This window comes from Shinella zoogloeoides, from assembly GCF_033705735.1.
Taxonomy (GTDB): Bacteria; Pseudomonadota; Alphaproteobacteria; order Rhizobiales; family Rhizobiaceae; genus Shinella; species Shinella zoogloeoides_A.
The window spans coordinates 2,106,190-2,122,993 of the sequence record NZ_CP131130.1 but is presented as its reverse complement, the minus strand read 5'-3'; the positions used below and the strand labels follow the sequence as shown (position 1 = coordinate 2,122,993).

The window sequence follows — 16,804 nt, the reverse complement described above, 5'->3', positions numbered from 1 at the left end:
GGCGCCGCCCTGTCTAGCCTTATCGGCGGCCGCTGTCAGCCGCGCCGGCGGTGCCGCGTCAATCCGTTCACGATATCCTGTGCATTGATCGTGCCGATCACCGTGCCGTTGTCGACGACGCCGACATGGCCGGGCGTGCGGGCCATGGCGTCGAGCACGTCGACGAGCGGGGTCTGCGGCGTGGCGGTCGCCGTCACGCCGCCATTGTCGCCGGAGGCGCCGGGCTGCATGACGTCGCCGGCCGTCAGCATGTTGATCGGGTTCATGTTCTGCACGAAGTCTGCGACATACTGGTTGGCCGGGCTCCTGACGATCTCCTGCGGCGTGCCGCACTGGATGATCCGCCCGCCTTCCATGATGGCGATGCGGTTGCCGATGCGGAAGGCCTCGTCGAGGTCGTGGCTGACGAAGATGATGGTCTTCTTCAGCCGGCGCTGGAATTCCAGCAGCTCGTCCTGCAGGCGCGTGCGGATCAGCGGGTCGAGCGCGGAGAACGGCTCGTCCATGAGCAGGATCGGCGCGCCGGTGGCAAAAGCGCGGGCAAGGCCGACGCGCTGCTGCATGCCGCCCGACAGCTCGTTCACCTTGCGGTCCGCCCATTTGGCGAGGTTGACCAGCTCGAGCTGCTCGGCGACGCGCGCCTTGCGCTCGCTGTCCGGCACGCCGGCAAGTTCCAGGCCGAAGCCGACATTGTCCGCGACGGTGCGCCAGGGCAGCAGCGCGAACTGCTGGAACACCATGGAGACGGTGTGCATTCGGAAGTCGCGCAGCGCCTTCTGCGTCGCCCCGTAGGGATCGACGCTGCTGCTGCCGGCCTTGACCTCCACCTCGCCGCGCACCACCGGGGCGAGCCCGTTGACGGCGCGCAGCAGCGTCGACTTGCCGGAGCCGGAAAGGCCCATCAGCACGAGGATCTCGCCCTCGGTGATCGACAGCGTCGCATCCGCGACGCCGAGCACCAGCCCGGTTTCCGCCCCGATCTCGTCGCGCGATTTGCCGGCATCCGCCAGTGCAAGCGCTCTTTGCGGATTGTCGCCGAAGATGATGGAGACGTTCTTGAAGACGACGGCGTCGGTCATTTTGCGTCTCCCTCGTCGGAGGAGCGGAACAGGCGGTCGAGGATGATCGCGAGGATCACGATACAGAGGCCGGCCTCGAAGCCCATGGAGATGTTCACGGTGTTGAGCGCGCGCACCACCGGAACGCCGAGGCCTTTGGCGCCGACCAGCGCGGCGATGACCACCATCGACAGCGAGAGCATGATGGTCTGCGTCAGGCCCGCCATGATCTGCGGCATGGCGAAGGGCAGCTCCACCTTGCGCAGCACCTGGCCGGGCGTCGCGCCGAAGGCCTGGGCGGCCTCCACCAGCGAGGGCGGCGTCGAGATGATGCCGAGGCGGGTGAGGCGGATCGGAGCGGGGATGGCGAAGATCACGGTGGCGATCAGGCCCGGCACCATGCCGAGGCCGAAGAGGATGAGCGCCGGGATCAGGTAGACGAAGGTCGGGATCGTCTGCATGAGGTCGAGGATCGGCCGCAGGATCGAGTAGAACCACGGCCGGCGTGCGGCGGCGATGCCGAGCGGCACGCCGACGACCATGCTGACGCCGGTCGCCGCCAGCACGAGCGCCAGCGTTTCCGTCGTCTCCTTCCAGTAGCCCTGGTTCACGATGAGCAGCAGGCCGAGGAAGGTGAAGACGGCGACGCCGAGCGAGCGGCGGAAATACCAGCTCACCCCCGTGACGAGGACGATGAGGAACAGCGCATAGGCGAGCTTGCCGCCGGGGCTGGTGATGAACGGTCCCTGCAGGAGGACGAGCAGGGCGTCGATGCCGGCCTGCAGGAAGACCTTCAGGAAATCGAACAGGCCCTTGCCGTTCGTCGTCAGCCAGCTGACGACGTCCTTGGCGATCGGGCCGATCGGAATTTTTGAGACGGTGAGCCAATCCACGGCAGCAAGCCCCTGGCTGAAAGTTGACGATACGCAGCGGGTTCCGAAAAATCCGGATTCAAGTCTCTTCGAAACGTCTGCGGTAAGGGCAGTATCCGGAGAGAAGAAGGGCGGGAAAGTTTCCTCCCCGCCCTATTCTTGCCTATTAGAGACCCAGCGCGGCCTTCGCGGCGGGCAGGGCCTCGCCGCTGCCGTCCTTGGTCGTCACGCCGGCGAGCCACGGCTCGATGGCTGCCGGATTGGCCTTCAGCCATTCCGTTGCTGCGGCTTCCGGATCCTGGCCGTCGTTCAGGATCTTGCCCATGATCTGGTTTTCCATTTCCAGCGAGAACTTGAGGTTCTGCAGGAACTTTCCGACGTTCGGGCATTCGGTGGTGTAGCCCTGGCGCACGTTGGTGTAGATCGTCGCGCCGCCGAAGTTCGGCCCGAAGATGTCGTCGCCGCCGGTAAGGTAGGTCAGCTTGAAGTTGGCGTTCATCGGGTGGGGTTCCCAGCCGAGGAAGACGATCGGCGCGCCTTCCTGCTCGGCGCGGGCGACTTCCGCCAGCATGCCCTGCTCGGAGGATTCGACGACCTCGAAGCCCGAGAGGTCGAACTTGCCGGCCGAGACCATGTCGATGATCAGGCGGTTGCCGTCATTGCCGGGCTCGATGCCGTAGATCTTGGAGCCGAGCGCGTCCTTCTGCTTGGCGATGTCGCCGAAGTCCTTGATGCCGAGCTCGGCGCCCTTGGCATTGGTCGCGAGCGTGTACTTCGCGCCCTCGAGGTTCTCGCGCACGGTCTCGACCGTGCCGTTGTCGCGGAACGGCTTGATGTCGGCTTCCATGGTCGGCATCCAGTTGCCGAGGAAGACGTCGATGTCCTTGTTGCCGAGCGAGGTATAGGTGACCGGAACCGAAAGCACGGTGACTTCCGTCTCGTAGCCGAGGCTCTTGAGGATGGTGGTCGCGGTCGCGGTGGTGGCGGTGATGTCGGTCCAGCCCACGTCCGAGAACCGGACCTTGCCACAGCTTTCCGCTTCGGCGGCCGAAACGTTGGCAACGCCGAGGGCGAGGACGGATGCGGCAGCGGCAAGGAGTATCTTCAATGGTGATGCAGTCTTCATGTTTTTGCTCCCCTTATGACTATGTTTTAGCCAATCATCAAAACGACATGCTTTCAAGCGCCTTGGCGTAGCCCGAAGCCTCTGAAAGGTCCAATAAATTTCGGCCCTGTTCGCAATTTTGCACATGGATGTCGCAACGGATGGGCCCCTTTGTTTTCTGTGGTTTTCAGGCCTTTGCGGCTGGAAAAACGCGTCCCGCCGGGCCATGACGCGGGAACGGAGAAAATCATGGCCAAGCTCTATTTCAGTTACGCGACGATGAACGCGGGCAAGTCGACGCTGCTCCTGCAAGCGTCCTACAACTATCGCGAACGCGGCATGCGCACGGCGATCTTCATCGCCTCCTTCGACGACCGCGCCGGGCAGGGCCGCATCTCCTCGCGCATCGGCCTGTCCTCGGACGCCATCGCCTTCGACCGCAGCGACGACCTCTATCGCCATATCGAGACCCTCAACGGCGACGGCGGGGAGGAGATCGCCTGCATCTTCGTCGACGAGGCGCAGTTCCTTACCGAGGCACAGGTCTGGCAGCTCGCCCGCGTCGCCGACCGATTGCACATCCCCGTCATGGCCTATGGCCTGCGCACGGATTTCCAGGGCAAGCTCTTTCCGGGCTCGCAGGCCCTGCTCGCCCTTGCCGACGAGCTGCGCGAGGTGCGCACCATCTGCCATTGCGGCCGCAAGGCGACGATGGTCGTGCGCCTCGGCGCCGACGGCAAGGTGGTGAAGGAAGGCGCGCAGGTGGAGATCGGCGGCAACGACAAATACGTTTCCTATTGTCGCCGGCACTGGGACGACATCATGCAGGCCGATTGAGGCGGGTACGGCCGTTCGGGCCGTGCGGCGAAAAAAATCCCCGGCCATCTTGCGGTGCGTCGGCCGTGTCCCACATGTTCTGCGGGAAAACCCTCGGGCGGGTTCCTGTCCGTCCGAAATCGTATAGTGTCGCCGCGATGGAATAAATCGGGCGGCGCGGACGTCTGCCGTTGAGAGTGCAAGGGGACAAGAATGGCCACACTTCAGAATTTCGATGCGGAGATCGACAAGACCCGCAGTGTCGTCAACGAGATGCGCGGCAAGCTCGAACAGTCCGGCATCGTGCTGGAGCAGTTCGCCAAGGCGGACACCAAGCTCGGCGACGTCAATTTCGACATCGAGAATGCGCGCATCCAGGATGTCATCGCCCAGCAGAAGGTGATGGAGGGCAATATCGCCGACCTCATCATCGGGCTGGAGGATGCGACGAATATCTTCGGCACCGAATTCGAGAGCATGAAGAGCTATTCGGGCTACGAGAAGTTCATCGGCATCTTCTCCAAGCAGAAGATGCAGCGCATGCGCACCGACCGCGTGCGCAACATGTCGCTCGCCGGCAACCTGCAGGAACTGCTCTCCAAGTCCGACACGATCGTCGGCATCCTCAAGGAGCAGAAGTCGATCCTCGACCAGCGCTACAAGACCTCCGAGACGAGCCTCGTGCAGGTGATCGAGCGCCGCAAGGGCACGATGTCGAACCTGGAGGCGACGCAGAAGCGCATCGAGGAGCTGAACCCGCTCCTCATGGACCTCGAGAACCGCATCGCCGCCTCGACGGACCAGAAGACCCGCACGGACCTGGAAGGCGAGCGCTCGGCACTGGCGACCGAATACAACCAGATGCAGGCGAAGGAGCAGGAGCTTCTGGCCGAGAGCCAGACGCTGGAGCGCTACAGCTCGATGTTCCAGACCTTCGTCGATTCGCTCAACAACCAGATCGCCGCGCAGAACACGCTGATCAATAAGCTGACCATCGATACCGAGCAGCGCATCGTGCTCTACAAGGCGCTGGAGGATTCCTTGAAGACGGCGGCCCAGCAGGACGTCGCCCACAAGATCAACACGCTCGGCTCGCAGGTCGATACCGCCGCGGAAGAGACCATGGCCGGCATCGGCTCGGCCGCCCAGCGCCATATCGGCGACCTTCTGGAGATGCACGAGAAGAACATGCTGGCGACGCAGGATATCCAGCGCCGCAAGAAGCTCGCGGACGATGCCTTCGCCCGCCGCTTCCAGACCGTCATGGACAAGCACAATACCGCGAACTACGTGAAGTCGTGATGGTGCCTGTGACGAGTTTGCTGGCTGTGCGGCCGAGAGGAGGTTTTACCCCCCTCTGCCCTGCCGGGCATCTCCCCCACAAGGGGGGAGATTGGCTTGGGGCAAAGCCGTGCCACGATTCGATCTCCCCCCTTGTGGGGGAGATGCCCGGCAGGGCAGAGGGGGGTGTTTATGAGGCGCCTCATCGATGAGCATCCCCGCCGACAGCGCCGTCGCGCAATATTTCTCCACCATCCGCTCCGCCCTCGGCGGGCTCGAGATCTTCCTCGGTGACCGCAATTCCCCGCTCTACCGCAACAGCGTGGTGGGCGAGGTGGTCATGCCCTATCTCGCCCGGCTGCGGGCGTCCTTCGCCTGCTGGGAGAACCGCATCGGTTTCGTCCAGCAGTTCCGCGTGTCGCGCGCCGAAAGCGGCTTTCCCGTCTTCCAGAACGTGATGGAGCTGGAGAACGACCGGCAGGGGGCGGAAAAGCGCCTTGCCGCCATGCCCGATGCCGACCAGCTCCGTTCGGAAATGGCCGATTTCATCCTGCGGCAGAAGGCGTTTCCGACGGATCTCCAGACGCGCATGGCCGAGCGGCTCTATCTGGAGCAGATCGGCAAGGGCGACATCTTCTCGCCCTTCGTGCTGCCGGAGACGATCCGGGTCGCCGTCAACCCGAAGACCATGCGGCCCTATTACGTCGTCTGCTGGGGCGCCTTCGACGGCACCGCGACGCTGCCGATGGTCTATATGGCGACCATCGAGGATTCGAGCGACAATGTCGTCGACATGCTCGTCACCAAGGACGGCAAGCTCAATCAGGACGTCGATATCCCGCTGCCCGTCGGGGGCCTGCTCAATCCCGACCTTGCCAGCCGCTTCGACGATTTCGCGCTGAAGAACAGCGCCTATTCGCTGACGCCGGTGACGATCGCCACCAATCTCGACAGGGATTTCCCGGCGCTGCATCCCAAGCAGCTCCGCCGCATCGTGCTCGGGCCGTTCTATTCGGCGGGCATCACCGAGAACAATGCGAAGGTCAACGAGATCCTCTCCAAGGTGCGCAAGCCGGAAAATGCCTGGCTGCTGACCTGGACGGTGCAGGAAGTGTTCTCCAAGGCCGAGCGCCCGGCGCAGAAGGGCTTCTGGAGCTCGACGCCCGCGCAGGAGGAGTTCCACATCGAGACCGACGATCTCGAAGCCGCCCGCATGGGCGTCAGCGCCTACGAAAAACATGCGCTCGTGCCGCACGATGCCTATCAGGCGCTCTATGCCGCCGGCGAGACGCAGGGCATCTTCGGCAGCTACAAGGTGCATGTGATTTCAGGAAACCAGGTAATCACCGAGGGATGACATGAGCCTCAATGCCGGACTGACGACGATCCACGAGGACGACATCGCCAAGCACCAGGCGATGGCGCAGAGCCTCGTTTCGAAACTCGTCATCCTCGAAAGCGACGACGGCAGGAACGGCACGGCGCTCGCCGGCACCGGCCGTCGCTTCGTCTCCACCGTCTCGACCGCGGGCGCGCGCCGCACGCGCGAGGTGGAGCTGGCAAGGACGATCCAGTCGGTGCGCGCCGCCGATCCGCTCCTTTCGCCGCAGCAGCATGCCGTGCTGTTCCGCGCCCGCCGCGGGCTGCAGGTGGCGCTGGCGGTGACCGACGCCTTTTCCCGCCAGACCGATCTGGAGGGGCTTCAGGCGCGCAACCTCGCCGCGCCGCTGGCCGGCGCCGAGGCCGATCATTTCCGGGCGCTGCTGGCGGCCTCCGCCTATATCGCCGCCTTCACCTTCGCCGCCTATCTCGGCGCGACGCTGCCGGGCGAGGGCGAGCCGGTGGAGGACGGCGGCGAGCCGGACTATGTCTTCGACACGCCGCAGGATGCGCTGAAAAGCATGGTCGCCGGCCTCGACCGCACCCTTGCCGGCGCGCCGGACGACGGCGCGCTCGTCAGCCGGGCGCGCGCCTTCTCGCGCGTTGCCATCGAAGGGCTGATCGGCCGCCGCGCCCGCTTCACCGGCCTTGCCGGCTTCGAGAACGCGCATATCCGCATCGAGCAGGACGATTTCACGCTGTCCGGCTTCGACGTTGCGCCGGGCCAGAAGCGCAAGCCGCTGGTCATGACCTTCAAGAAGCCGAACGAGATCATCGGCAACCATATCGCCAAGTACCAGGCGATGAAGCTCGCCAAGATGCTGATGGCATACGATTTCGAGCGGCAGATGAACCCGTTCGTCGAGCTCGGCGGCTTCCTCTTCACCTTCATCGGCGACGGCATGCCGGGCACGGGCAAGACGATCCTCATCCAGATGCTCGCCGGCCTCGTCAACGATTACTGCCAGATCGCCGGCTACGCCTTTCACTACGAGAATTTCGGCGTCGACCAGATCTCGTCCTACCAGGGCAAGTCCGGCCAGAACTGCAAGGAATTCGTCAACAACGTCATGAACCCCAAGGCGATCGGCTTCGGCACCATCGACGACGTCGACCAGGTCGCCGCCAAGCGTTCCGACGACCGCGCCTCGGCCGGCCAGCACGAGGTGACGGCAGTGCTGATGGAAAGCTTCGCCGGCGCCTCGACCGTGGTGCGGGGCAATTGCACCTTCGGCATGTTGTCCAACTATCCCGAGAATGTCGACGATGCGCTGCGCCAGCGCGCCGGCGCCCGCTGGCTGGTCGACGGGCCGCAGACCGAGGACGACTATATCGACATCTTCGCGCTGCTCGTCGGCCGGAACCATTCGATCCCGCTCGGCGGGCACACGCTGTTCGAAGGACAGGAGATCCAGCGCGCTGTCTCCAATTCCTATGGCCAGCATGCGCGTCCGCAGGAAGAGGGGCTTCTCGCCGTCTGGGAGCGCCATGAGAAGGAGCACGGCGCGATCCGCACGCTGGAGGATATCGGCGGCTACCTGCACGCCATCAAGGTCGCCGAGCCGCGCTTCACCGGCCGCGCCATCAAGAACATCACCGATGCGATCAAGATGCGCGCCATGGACGTGGAGCTGCCGGACGACTGGTTCGCCACGGCCGATGCCTTCATGCACAGGAGCTACGACGAGAAGAAGGCGATGATCGAGGAGCTGCGCGGGCCGATCACCATGGAAATGGTGCTGCAGGAGATCAACCGCTACGCCGATTCGGAATTCCGCTACACCGACAAATCCGACGACGCCGCCGTCTCCGACATCATCCGCCGCGAACGTCAGCGCGAGAAGGCGGTCCGCGAGATCGAGACGATGAAGGCGGAGGGGCGGTGGTGAGGACGCCCGCATGAAACGCCTCCTCGAAGCCGAATTGATCTACGGGCGGCTGCTGCCGGTCGATGAGCCGCATCTGGTCGAGCGCTACAACAAGGCGCTGGACGGGTTCGGGATGCGGCGCACCGGGCTTCCGAGCTTCCGTATCGACATGACCGGCTTTTCGCCGGAAATCGCCGACGAGCTCGGCGACCGGGACTATCTCGATCCCAACCGGGTCAACCGGCGCTTCGTCATCATGACGCCCGACCAGGTGAACCTGCCGGTGGTGCATACGAGCTTTTCCAACACGGCCGCGCTGATGCACGAGTTCTTCTCGGCCAATGCAAGGGCGATCAACGCGATCACCATCCGCGACGCGCTCTATGGCGAGATCGAGGATTCCGTCTCCGTCGTCAACGATATCGACGACCTGCTCTCGATCAACGAGGTGCGCTTCAGGGTGCTCTCGGCCGAGGACATGCTCGGCAAGGCGGCCGAGCTGCGCGGGCTGGTCGACCGGCTGAAGACCGTGCCGAACGCCTGGGCGGACGACGCGATGCTGAACCGCATGGTGGAGCTTGCCAGGCAGACCGGCGACATCCGCCAGAACGCGCTGGTGCCGGACCAGCTCGTCTTCCGCCACGAGGCCTATTGGGCGAACCATTTCGGCGGGGTCTTCGTCTTCCTCGACGACCGGACGACGACGGTGATCTGCGACCCCAGCGTGCCCGGCTTCCGCCGCTCGCGGCCGTGGCAGGTGAGCTACATCGCGCTCGACGATCACCGGCGCATCTTCGATTTCCTCGCCTCGACCAAGCGGCTGGAGCTGCCGCGGGCCTCGTGGGTGGAGCCGTCGGGCCTCTTCCAGCACAGGGCGGACATGACCGTCGCCGGCCTCGTCAACCGGAGCGACCCGACCGCCGACCTTGAAAAGGCCGACCGCATCTGGCTGCAGACCTGGATGCATCGCAACGCCGCGCTGGTGGCCGAGGAGGGCACCTATCCCTTCCTGCAGGAGGCGATGCGGACGGTCGCGACGACCGGCGAGATCAAGATCGACGAGGTCGCGCCCGATCGGCGCTTCCTCCTCGTGCGCGCCGCGCCCGACCACCCGGACCAGTGGCTGGTCAACCGGCTGATTTCGCAGATGGTTCCCCATGACTTCGTGTCGCGCTTCGTCTTCGACAAGCAGGGCTTCTATTCCGCCTACGAGCACTACAGCGAAAAGTTCCGCGAATACGTTGTTGCGACGTTGACGCGAACCTATCTGCAAGACAAGGCTGCATTCCGCAGGAAACTCTTCGGCATCAGAGAGGACGACCCCAATGCTTGACCCGATCGTCGCCTTCTTCCAGCGCATCTTCGCGGCCATCGGTCGGGGCATCGGCATGGTGATTGCCTGGATTCTCTGGCCCTTCATGACGGTGGCGAACTGGTATCGCGCCCGCGGCTGGATCATCAAGGGGCCGATCGGCATCGCGCTCGTCGTGCTTGTCGCCTTCTATGCCTATTTCATCTGGCAGACCCAGGTGTGGAGCGGCTTCAACCCGGACTATGTGAACGCCTACAATCTCGGCCAGCGCAAGCAGGATGCGGGCACCGCTACCGGCGGCACCGCCTCCGCCACGCCGCCGGCGGGCGATCTTGCCGAGCCGGAGCCGAAGACCTGCGTGCGCTCGGCGATCGTCGACGTGACGGCCGACCTCATCGACTTCAACGTCAACCAGAACGCCTGGATCTCCTCCATGCTGCTCTACAAGCTCGGGCTCTTCGGGCTCGACTGGGACAAGACGCCGTGGTTCGACAACAAGGCGTCCTTCCAGCGCGGCGTCAACCAGGCGGTCCGGCGCACGGCGGTGGAATTGGTCGATGCGCTTGGCCGCGTGCGCGGCACCTCCGGCATCAACGCCGACCTCCAGCGCGCCCGCGGTAACCTGCAGTTCGACGAGGAGACCTGGTATTTCGGCTCGGATTCGCTGCTGCCCAAGACGCCGACGCCGAACTACTACCGCACGGCGATGGCGGACCTGCGCAAGTTCAACGCCTCGCTCGAAGCCTGCGACGCCATCTTCGACGGCCGCTCCGACAACCTGATCGAATTCCTCGACCGCATCACCAACGACATCGGCTCGACTTCCGACATTATTCGGAAGCAGTCGGAATTCCAAAATGGCGGCTGGTTCGACACGCGGGCGGACGACCGCTTCTGGTTCGCCTATGGCCAGCTCTACGGTTATTATGGCATCCTCTCGGCCTCCGGCGCGGACTTCGAGGCGGTCATCAAGGCGCGTGGCATCGAGCCGCTCTGGAAGGCGACGATCTCGCAGCTTCGCTCGGCGCTGAAGATCCAGCCTGCCATCATCTCGAACGGCAAGGAAGACGGCTGGATCATGCCGACGCATCTTGCCACTATGGGCTTCTATATCCTGCGCGTGCGCTCGAACCTTGTGGAAATGCGCGACGTGCTGGCACGCTGACAGCAGTGATTTCGCGGGGATTGCGAGCAGCATTCCCCGCCGCCTTTGCGTATTGACCGAATGCCGCCTCCGGGGGAGGAGACCCGGTTGCGGCAGCGATGCTGAGGGGAGCACACCGCATGGCCGACGTGAAATCCGACATCGAAATCGCCCGCGCCGCGAAGAAGCAGCCTATCCTGGAGATCGGCGCGAAGCTTGGCATCCCGCCGGAAGCGCTTCTGCCCTATGGCCACGACAAGGCGAAGATCACCGCCGGCTTCATCGCCGCGCAGAAGGGCAAGCCCGACGGCAGGCTGATCCTCGTCACCGCCATCAATCCGACGCCGGCCGGCGAGGGCAAGACGACGACCACGGTCGGCCTCGGCGACGGGCTCAACCGCATCGGCAGGAAGGCCATTACCTGCATTCGCGAGGCATCGCTCGGCCCCTGCTTCGGCGTGAAGGGCGGGGCGGCCGGCGGCGGCTATGCGCAGGTCGTGCCCATGGAGGACATGAACCTCCATTTCACCGGAGATTTCCACGCCATCACCTCGGCGCACAACCTGCTCGCCGCGCTGATCGACAACCACATCTACTGGGGCAACGAGCAGAACATCGATACCCGCCGCATCGCCTGGCGGCGCGTGATGGACATGAACGACCGCGCCTTGCGCCAGATCGTCTGCTCGCTCGGCGGCGTTGCCAACGGCTATCCGCGCGAGGCGGGCTTCGACATCACCGTCGCCTCGGAGGTGATGGCGATCCTCTGTCTGTCGATGGACCTCAGGGACCTCGAAAGGCGGCTCGGCAACATCATCATCGGCTACCGGCGCGACAAGTCGCCGGTCTTCGCCCGCGACATCAAGGCGGACGGGGCGATGACGGTGCTGCTCAAGGACGCCATGCAGCCGAACCTCGTGCAGACGCTGGAGAACAACCCGGCCTTCGTGCATGGCGGGCCCTTCGCCAACATCGCCCATGGCTGCAATTCCGTCATCGCCACCACGACGGCGCTGAAGCTTGCCGACTATGTGGTGACGGAGGCCGGTTTCGGCGCCGATCTCGGGGCGGAGAAATTCTTCGACATCAAGTGCCGCAAGGCCGGGCTCAAGCCCGATGCCGCTGTCATCGTCGCGACCGTGCGCGCCATGAAGATGAACGGCGGGGTTAAGAAGGACGATCTCGGCCGCGAGGATGTCGAGGCGGTGCGCAAGGGCTGCGCCAATCTCGGCCGGCATGTGCAGAACGTGAAGAAGTTCGGCGTGCCCGTCGTGGTCGCCATCAACCATTTCACCTCCGATACCGAGGCGGAAATCCGCGCGGTGCAGGCCTATGTGGAAACGCTCGGGGCCGAGGCGATCCTCTGCCGGCACTGGGCGCTCGGTTCGGCCGGCATCGAGGAATTGGCGCGCAAGGTGGTGGAGCTTGCCGAATCCGGCCATTCGCAATTCTCGCCGCTCTATCCCGACGAGATGCCGCTTTTCGAGAAGATCGAGACGATCGCCAAGGACATCTACCATGCCGACGCGGTAATCGCCGACAAGACCGTGCGGGCTCAGCTCCATATGTGGGAGCAGCAGGGCTACGGCCGGCTGCCGGTCTGCATGGCCAAGACGCAATATTCCTTCTCGACCGACCCGAACCTGCGCGGCGCGCCCACCGGCCATACCGTGCCGGTGCGCGAGGTGCGCCTGTCCGCGGGCGCCGGCTTCGTCGTGGTCGTCACCGGCGAGATCATGACCATGCCGGGCCTGCCGAAAGTGCCGTCGTCGGAGAGGATCTTCCTCAATGAAGAGGGCCATATCGAAGGCCTCTTCTGAAAGCGGAAGGGGCGCCTTGGGCGCCCCTCGTCGCGGCTACGTACGGCCGAGATAGTCCAGCTTGCCGACGGGAACGCCGTTGTGGCGCAGGATCGCGTAGGCGGTCGTCAGGTGGAAATAGAAATTTGGAAGCACGAAGGTGAGGAGGTAGTCCTTGCCGGAGGAGCTGAGTTCCCCGCCGCGCGTCTTCAGGACGACTGTGCGCTCGGCCGCGCCCTCGAAGGCGGCTTCCGGCACGGAGGCGAGATAGGCCGTGGTCTTCTCGATGCGGGCGCGCAGGTCGGATAGCGTCGTTTCGTCGTCCGCAAAGCTCGGCGAGTCGGTGCCGATGAGGCGCGCGGCGGCGCCCTTGGCCGTATCGCTCATGCGCTGGACCTGGCCTGCGAGCGAGAGCATGTCCGGCGCAAGGCGCGCGTTCACCAGCACTTCAGGCTTGATGTTCTTCTCCTGCGCAAAGGCTTCGGCCTTGTCGAGCAGTTTGGACAGGACGGCGAAACCGCGCTGGAACGCGGGGATGGAGAGTTCATGGGGCGTGATCGACATGGGGGAACCTCTGCGTGGCGGGATATCGGGCTCTGGGCCGCACTACAGATAGGAGCGGCGCGCGCCTCTTTTCAGGAGCCGCCGAAAATATCGCCGGGGTTCATTACCAGCAATAGCGGTAGCCGCCGCGCCGTTCCTTCACGTCGAGATGCAGGTGGTTCTGGTGCGCCGCGTCGCTGCCGGGGTCGAGCACCGTCGTGAAATAGAGGCAGGCCGCCTCGGTGATCGCGCGCTGGAAGGCGCCTTCCAGCGTGGAATCCTTGTCCGCCGGGCGGATGGTGAAGGTCTTGCCGCTCTTGAAGGTGAAGCCGGCAATATCGATGGCATTGCCGAAGGCATGCTCGGAAATCCTGCCTTCCGTCGCGCCGTTGCGGTTGCGGCAGACATAGGCGGAGGCCTGGGAGAGGCCGGTGATCGTTTCCTGCGGCATGGCGGCCTGAAGCGAAGGCTTCACCGAGCCCTCCAGCCAGCGAGCGAGCTGCAGTGCCGCCTCGCAGCGCACCGTCGCCTGCGGCTCGACCTCGATGCCGCCCGGCAACTGCTTGAGAAGGACGGGCTTGTCGATGCCGCAGGCCTTGCCGTCCTCGACCGCCGGCGCCTCCTCGAAGCCCACGCCGATCTCCGTCAACGCCTTCCGGCAGGCCGCCTCTTCGCCTGCATCCTCGTGCGGACGCTCGCTGGCCTTCTCCGCTTCCTCGGCGGCCTTGCGCCCCGCCTCCGTTTTCACATCGACCGCTGGGGTCTCCTTCTTTTCTTCCACGGGCGCCTGCTCGGGACGTGAAGCGGGTAGCGGACCCTTTTCCGGCAGGTCGGCGGCGCTGGCGAGCATGAGGGGCAGGGCGATGAGGGCGAGGGGGCGAAGGGTGAGAATGGGCTGTCTCCCGCTGAAAAGATCAGCGGGGAAACGCCCGGCAGCGGATTTGGTTGCCGAAACCCTGTGGACGATGACGACACGCATGCGCTTCGGGCGCGGCAATCGGGCAACGAAGTGAATAGTGGATTGATAAAGTCATCTTTTTTATGTTGACAAGTTTTATCATGTTTCATAGCGATAGGCCGGGCTCGACCCGAACACGTTTTTGCCATTTTTCCGCATGGCTCGCAGCCGGCGCATCCTCGTGCGCCGGGACGATGCCGCGCGTGCCGAATTAGTAGAGGATAGACATGCAGGCCCGGCGTTCCCGTTCCGCACTTCTGGCTTGCACGGCGCTCGCCGTGCTTTCCCTTTCCGCCCCCGCACTCGCGCAGGATGCCTCCGGCACGGCCGACGCCAATGGCAACACAACCCTGCAGCCTATCGTGGTGAAGGGGAAGCGGGTGGTGAAGCCGACGGGCAGCGTCGAGGACACGCCCCTTGCAACGCAGACGACCGCGGAGCAATTGCGCCGTGAGGAGATCAACTCGCCCTCCGACGTGTCGCGCCTGGACCCGAGCGTTCAATATTCCTCCGCCGACAAGGGCTTCGTCATTCGCGGGATGGGCGGCAACCGCGTGACGACGCTGGTCGACGACATTCCGCTTCCCTATCTCTCCAACGCCGCCCGTTCGGGTGGTCCCTCGACGACGACCAACGCGAATGGCGGTGCCAATGCGTTCTCGTTCAATGCCATTTCCACGATGGATATCGTCAAGGGAGCGGACTCAAGTCGCGCCGGCTCCGGCGCGCTGGGCGGTGCCGTCGTCTTGCGCACGCTGGAACCGGAAGACCTGATCCGGGAAGGCCGGGACTGGGGCGGCATCGCCAAGGCGACCTATGACAGCTCCATTCGGGGCATCGGTGGAAACTTCGCGGTCGCCAAGCGTTTTGACGACACCAGCGTGCTCTTCCAGGGTTCCTATCTGCGCGGCCATGAGACGGACAATGCGGGTACGATCGGGGGCATCGGCTTCGGCCGTGACAAGGCCAACCCCGCGGACCTCACGGAATACAACCTGCTCTTCAAGGCGCGTCGCGAACTGGAGGGCGGCCACAGGATCGGCATCACGGCCGAGCACTATGACCGCGACCTCGACACGGAGCTGCTGACGCTGCAGGGCGGTACCAATTCCAGCCGCGGCTACAAGGACTTCTTCGGCTTCGAGGACAATACGCGCGACCGGGTATCGCTGGACTACCAGCTCGACGAACCGGGCGGGTTCTTCGATTCCATCCGCTCCTCCGTTTACTGGCAGAACGTCAAGCGGACTGCGGGCAATGAAGGCATCCGCATTCCGGCTCCGGCCGGGGACTGGTACCGTTCGAACCAGCTGGAAGAGCAGTCCGTCGGCATCGTCAGCACGTTCAACAAAGCATTCGACACCGGCAATTTCAGCCATGAGCTGAACATCCGCACCAATTTCTCCTATTTCTGGGCCCAGTCCTTCACCGCCGGCCGTGACGGCTGCATCGACGGATCCTATGTCGGTCCCGCATGCGGCTCGCTCCACGCGGATCAGTCGGAAATGCCCGACGTCAACGGTGCAAGGCTCGGCATCACGCTGGACGACAAGATCCGCTACGGCGATTCCGCCTGGTCCGTGACACCCGGCCTCGGCTTCGACTGGTTCGACTACCAACCGCAGGAAACCGCCGGCTTCACCGGAAATCCCGGCTATACCGGCCTGCCGGATTCGCGCCACGGCGCCCGGATCTCGCCGAAGCTTCTCGTCGGATACGACGTCACGCCAGATTTCGAGCTTTTCGGCCAGTGGTCGATGGCATACCGCGCACCGACGGTGGACGAACTCTATCTGCTCTACACGGGGCAGGGCGGTCCCATTCAATACGCCGTCGTCGGCAATCCGGACCTCAAGCCCGAAACCGGCATGGGGCTGGAGCTTGGCGGCGATTATGACGTCGGCGACACGAAGATGCGGGTGGTCGGTTTCTATAACCAGTACAGGAACTTCATCGACAGGCGCGATATCGGGCCGGTCCCGCCCTATACGAGCTACGAGCAATACTACAACAGGGCGCGCGTTCGTGTGGCCGGGATCGAGATCAGCGGCTACCACGCTTTCGCCAATGGCATTCATCTCAACGGCTCGCTGACCTATACGAACGCGAAGGACAAGGATACGGACGAGTCGCTGCGCACCGTGATTCCGCTGCGGGCGATTGCGGGCATCGGCTATAGCCAGGACGATTGGGGTGTCGACCTCACGGGCATTTTCGGAAGTGCGATACGTAAATCCACCACCGCCAACAGGTTCAACGCCCCCGGTTACGGGATTGCGAACCTGACGGCGTGGTGGGAGCCGGAAGGTTCCGAAGGCCTCAGAATTCAGGCCGGCGTCTACAATATCTTCAACAAGGAATATTGGGACGGCGTGGCGCTGCGTTCTCTGGACACCGCTGCCCCTTCCAACAGCAATACGAACCAGCCGAGCGCTTTCTATGCCGAGCCGGGACGGAGCTTCAAGGTTTCCATCACCAAGACGTTCTGATCTGCGCAGCATGCCGATGGGAAAGGGCGGCAAATCCTGCCGCCCTTTTCTTTGAGCCGCGACAGGAGGCTCTTGCGCAAGCATCCATCTGTCGCTAACAATTCCGCCCATGACAAACGCACGCATCATTTCTGGCTGGTGGTGGGCTCGCTGAGGCGGCCTTGACCAGTCATGCGTGA

At 64.1% G+C, this 16,804-nt stretch carries 13 protein-coding genes; 8 read left to right on the top strand and 5 right to left on the bottom strand.

What is annotated here, in order from left to right; translation table 11 throughout:
• Positions 1-35: 35 nt before the first annotated feature.
• The 3 genes from choV to ShzoTeo12_RS10680 form a co-directional block, all read right to left on the bottom strand.
• On the bottom strand, positions 36-1,079 hold the full coding sequence (choV, locus tag ShzoTeo12_RS10690) for a choline ABC transporter ATP-binding protein (protein WP_119256961.1): 1,044 nt from the start codon (positions 1,077-1,079) through the stop codon (positions 36-38).
• The gene (choW, locus tag ShzoTeo12_RS10685) at positions 1,076-1,951 is read right to left on the bottom strand and encodes a choline ABC transporter permease subunit (protein ID WP_119256962.1); all 876 of its coding nucleotides are present in this window, start codon (positions 1,949-1,951) and stop codon (positions 1,076-1,078) included. The genes choV and choW overlap by 4 nt, the downstream gene beginning before the upstream one ends.
• Positions 1,952-2,096: 145 nt before the next feature.
• Positions 2,097-3,056, bottom strand: coding sequence for a choline ABC transporter substrate-binding protein (locus ShzoTeo12_RS10680; protein ID WP_119256963.1), 960 nt, complete (start codon positions 3,054-3,056; stop codon positions 2,097-2,099).
• A 228-nt stretch (positions 3,057-3,284) separates the two neighbouring features.
• Between ShzoTeo12_RS10680 and ShzoTeo12_RS10675 the strand changes: the two genes are divergently transcribed.
• From ShzoTeo12_RS10675 to ShzoTeo12_RS10645, 7 genes are all read left to right on the top strand, one after another.
• Positions 3,285-3,872, top strand: coding sequence for a thymidine kinase (locus ShzoTeo12_RS10675; RefSeq protein ID WP_318909672.1), 588 nt, complete (start codon positions 3,285-3,287; stop codon positions 3,870-3,872).
• A gap of 192 nt (positions 3,873-4,064) precedes the next feature.
• The gene (locus tag ShzoTeo12_RS10670; RefSeq protein ID WP_119256965.1) at positions 4,065-5,153 is read left to right on the top strand and encodes a hypothetical protein; all 1,089 of its coding nucleotides are present in this window, start codon (positions 4,065-4,067) and stop codon (positions 5,151-5,153) included.
• Between the two features lie 187 nt (positions 5,154-5,340).
• Positions 5,341-6,489, top strand: coding sequence for a hypothetical protein (locus ShzoTeo12_RS10665; protein ID WP_318909671.1), 1,149 nt, complete (start codon positions 5,341-5,343; stop codon positions 6,487-6,489).
• A gap of 1 nt (position 6,490) precedes the next feature.
• Positions 6,491-8,401: an AAA family ATPase gene (locus tag ShzoTeo12_RS10660; protein ID WP_318909670.1), complete on the top strand. Its 1,911-nt coding sequence runs from the start codon at positions 6,491-6,493 to the stop codon at positions 8,399-8,401.
• Between the two features lie 10 nt (positions 8,402-8,411).
• Positions 8,412-9,713 carry a DUF6638 family protein gene (locus ShzoTeo12_RS10655; protein WP_318909669.1) on the top strand — a complete coding sequence of 434 codons (1,302 nt, stop codon included), beginning with the start codon at positions 8,412-8,414 and terminating at the stop codon, positions 9,711-9,713.
• The gene (locus ShzoTeo12_RS10650) at positions 9,706-10,857 is read left to right on the top strand and encodes a DUF2333 family protein (RefSeq protein ID WP_119256970.1); all 1,152 of its coding nucleotides are present in this window, start codon (positions 9,706-9,708) and stop codon (positions 10,855-10,857) included. Before ShzoTeo12_RS10655 ends, ShzoTeo12_RS10650 begins: the two co-directional genes overlap by 8 nt.
• Before the next feature lie 119 nt (positions 10,858-10,976).
• Positions 10,977-12,656 carry a formate--tetrahydrofolate ligase gene (locus ShzoTeo12_RS10645; protein WP_318909668.1) on the top strand — a complete coding sequence of 560 codons (1,680 nt, stop codon included), beginning with the start codon at positions 10,977-10,979 and terminating at the stop codon, positions 12,654-12,656.
• Between the two features lie 36 nt (positions 12,657-12,692).
• Here the strand turns inward: ShzoTeo12_RS10645 and ShzoTeo12_RS10640 are convergent, their stop codons facing one another.
• Both ShzoTeo12_RS10640 and ShzoTeo12_RS10635 read right to left on the bottom strand, forming a co-directional pair.
• Complete coding sequence (locus tag ShzoTeo12_RS10640; protein ID WP_318909667.1) at positions 12,693-13,199, bottom strand: DUF1993 domain-containing protein; 507 nt, start codon at positions 13,197-13,199, stop codon at positions 12,693-12,695.
• A 103-nt stretch (positions 13,200-13,302) separates the two neighbouring features.
• On the bottom strand, positions 13,303-13,959 hold the full coding sequence (locus tag ShzoTeo12_RS10635; protein ID WP_318909666.1) for an extensin family protein: 657 nt from the start codon (positions 13,957-13,959) through the stop codon (positions 13,303-13,305).
• 404 nt (positions 13,960-14,363) lie between these two features.
• Between ShzoTeo12_RS10635 and ShzoTeo12_RS10630 the strand changes: the two genes are divergently transcribed.
• Positions 14,364-16,625, top strand: coding sequence for a TonB-dependent hemoglobin/transferrin/lactoferrin family receptor (locus ShzoTeo12_RS10630; RefSeq protein ID WP_318909665.1), 2,262 nt, complete (start codon positions 14,364-14,366; stop codon positions 16,623-16,625).
• Positions 16,626-16,804: the final 179 nt, after the last annotated feature.

Excerpts from the sequence above, each read along its gene's own strand:
- ShzoTeo12_RS10645 (WP_318909668.1), top strand. The coding sequence starts at position 10,977 with ATGGCCGACGTGAAATCCGACATCGAAATCGCCCGCGCCGCGAAGAAG.
- ShzoTeo12_RS10650 (WP_119256970.1), top strand. The coding sequence starts at position 9,706 with ATGCTTGACCCGATCGTCGCCTTCTTCCAGCGCATCTTCGCGGCCATC.
- ShzoTeo12_RS10640 (WP_318909667.1), bottom strand. The coding sequence starts at position 13,199 with ATGTCGATCACGCCCCATGAACTCTCCATCCCCGCGTTCCAGCGCGGT.
- ShzoTeo12_RS10680 (WP_119256963.1), bottom strand. The coding sequence starts at position 3,056 with ATGAAGACTGCATCACCATTGAAGATACTCCTTGCCGCTGCCGCATCC.
- ShzoTeo12_RS10670 (WP_119256965.1), top strand. The coding sequence starts at position 4,065 with ATGGCCACACTTCAGAATTTCGATGCGGAGATCGACAAGACCCGCAGT.
- choV (WP_119256961.1), bottom strand. The coding sequence starts at position 1,079 with ATGACCGACGCCGTCGTCTTCAAGAACGTCTCCATCATCTTCGGCGAC.
- ShzoTeo12_RS10665 (WP_318909671.1), top strand. The coding sequence starts at position 5,341 with ATGAGCATCCCCGCCGACAGCGCCGTCGCGCAATATTTCTCCACCATC.
- ShzoTeo12_RS10675 (WP_318909672.1), top strand. The coding sequence starts at position 3,285 with ATGGCCAAGCTCTATTTCAGTTACGCGACGATGAACGCGGGCAAGTCG.
- ShzoTeo12_RS10660 (WP_318909670.1), top strand. The coding sequence starts at position 6,491 with ATGAGCCTCAATGCCGGACTGACGACGATCCACGAGGACGACATCGCC.
- ShzoTeo12_RS10655 (WP_318909669.1), top strand. The coding sequence starts at position 8,412 with ATGAAACGCCTCCTCGAAGCCGAATTGATCTACGGGCGGCTGCTGCCG.
- ShzoTeo12_RS10630 (WP_318909665.1), top strand. The coding sequence starts at position 14,364 with ATGCAGGCCCGGCGTTCCCGTTCCGCACTTCTGGCTTGCACGGCGCTC.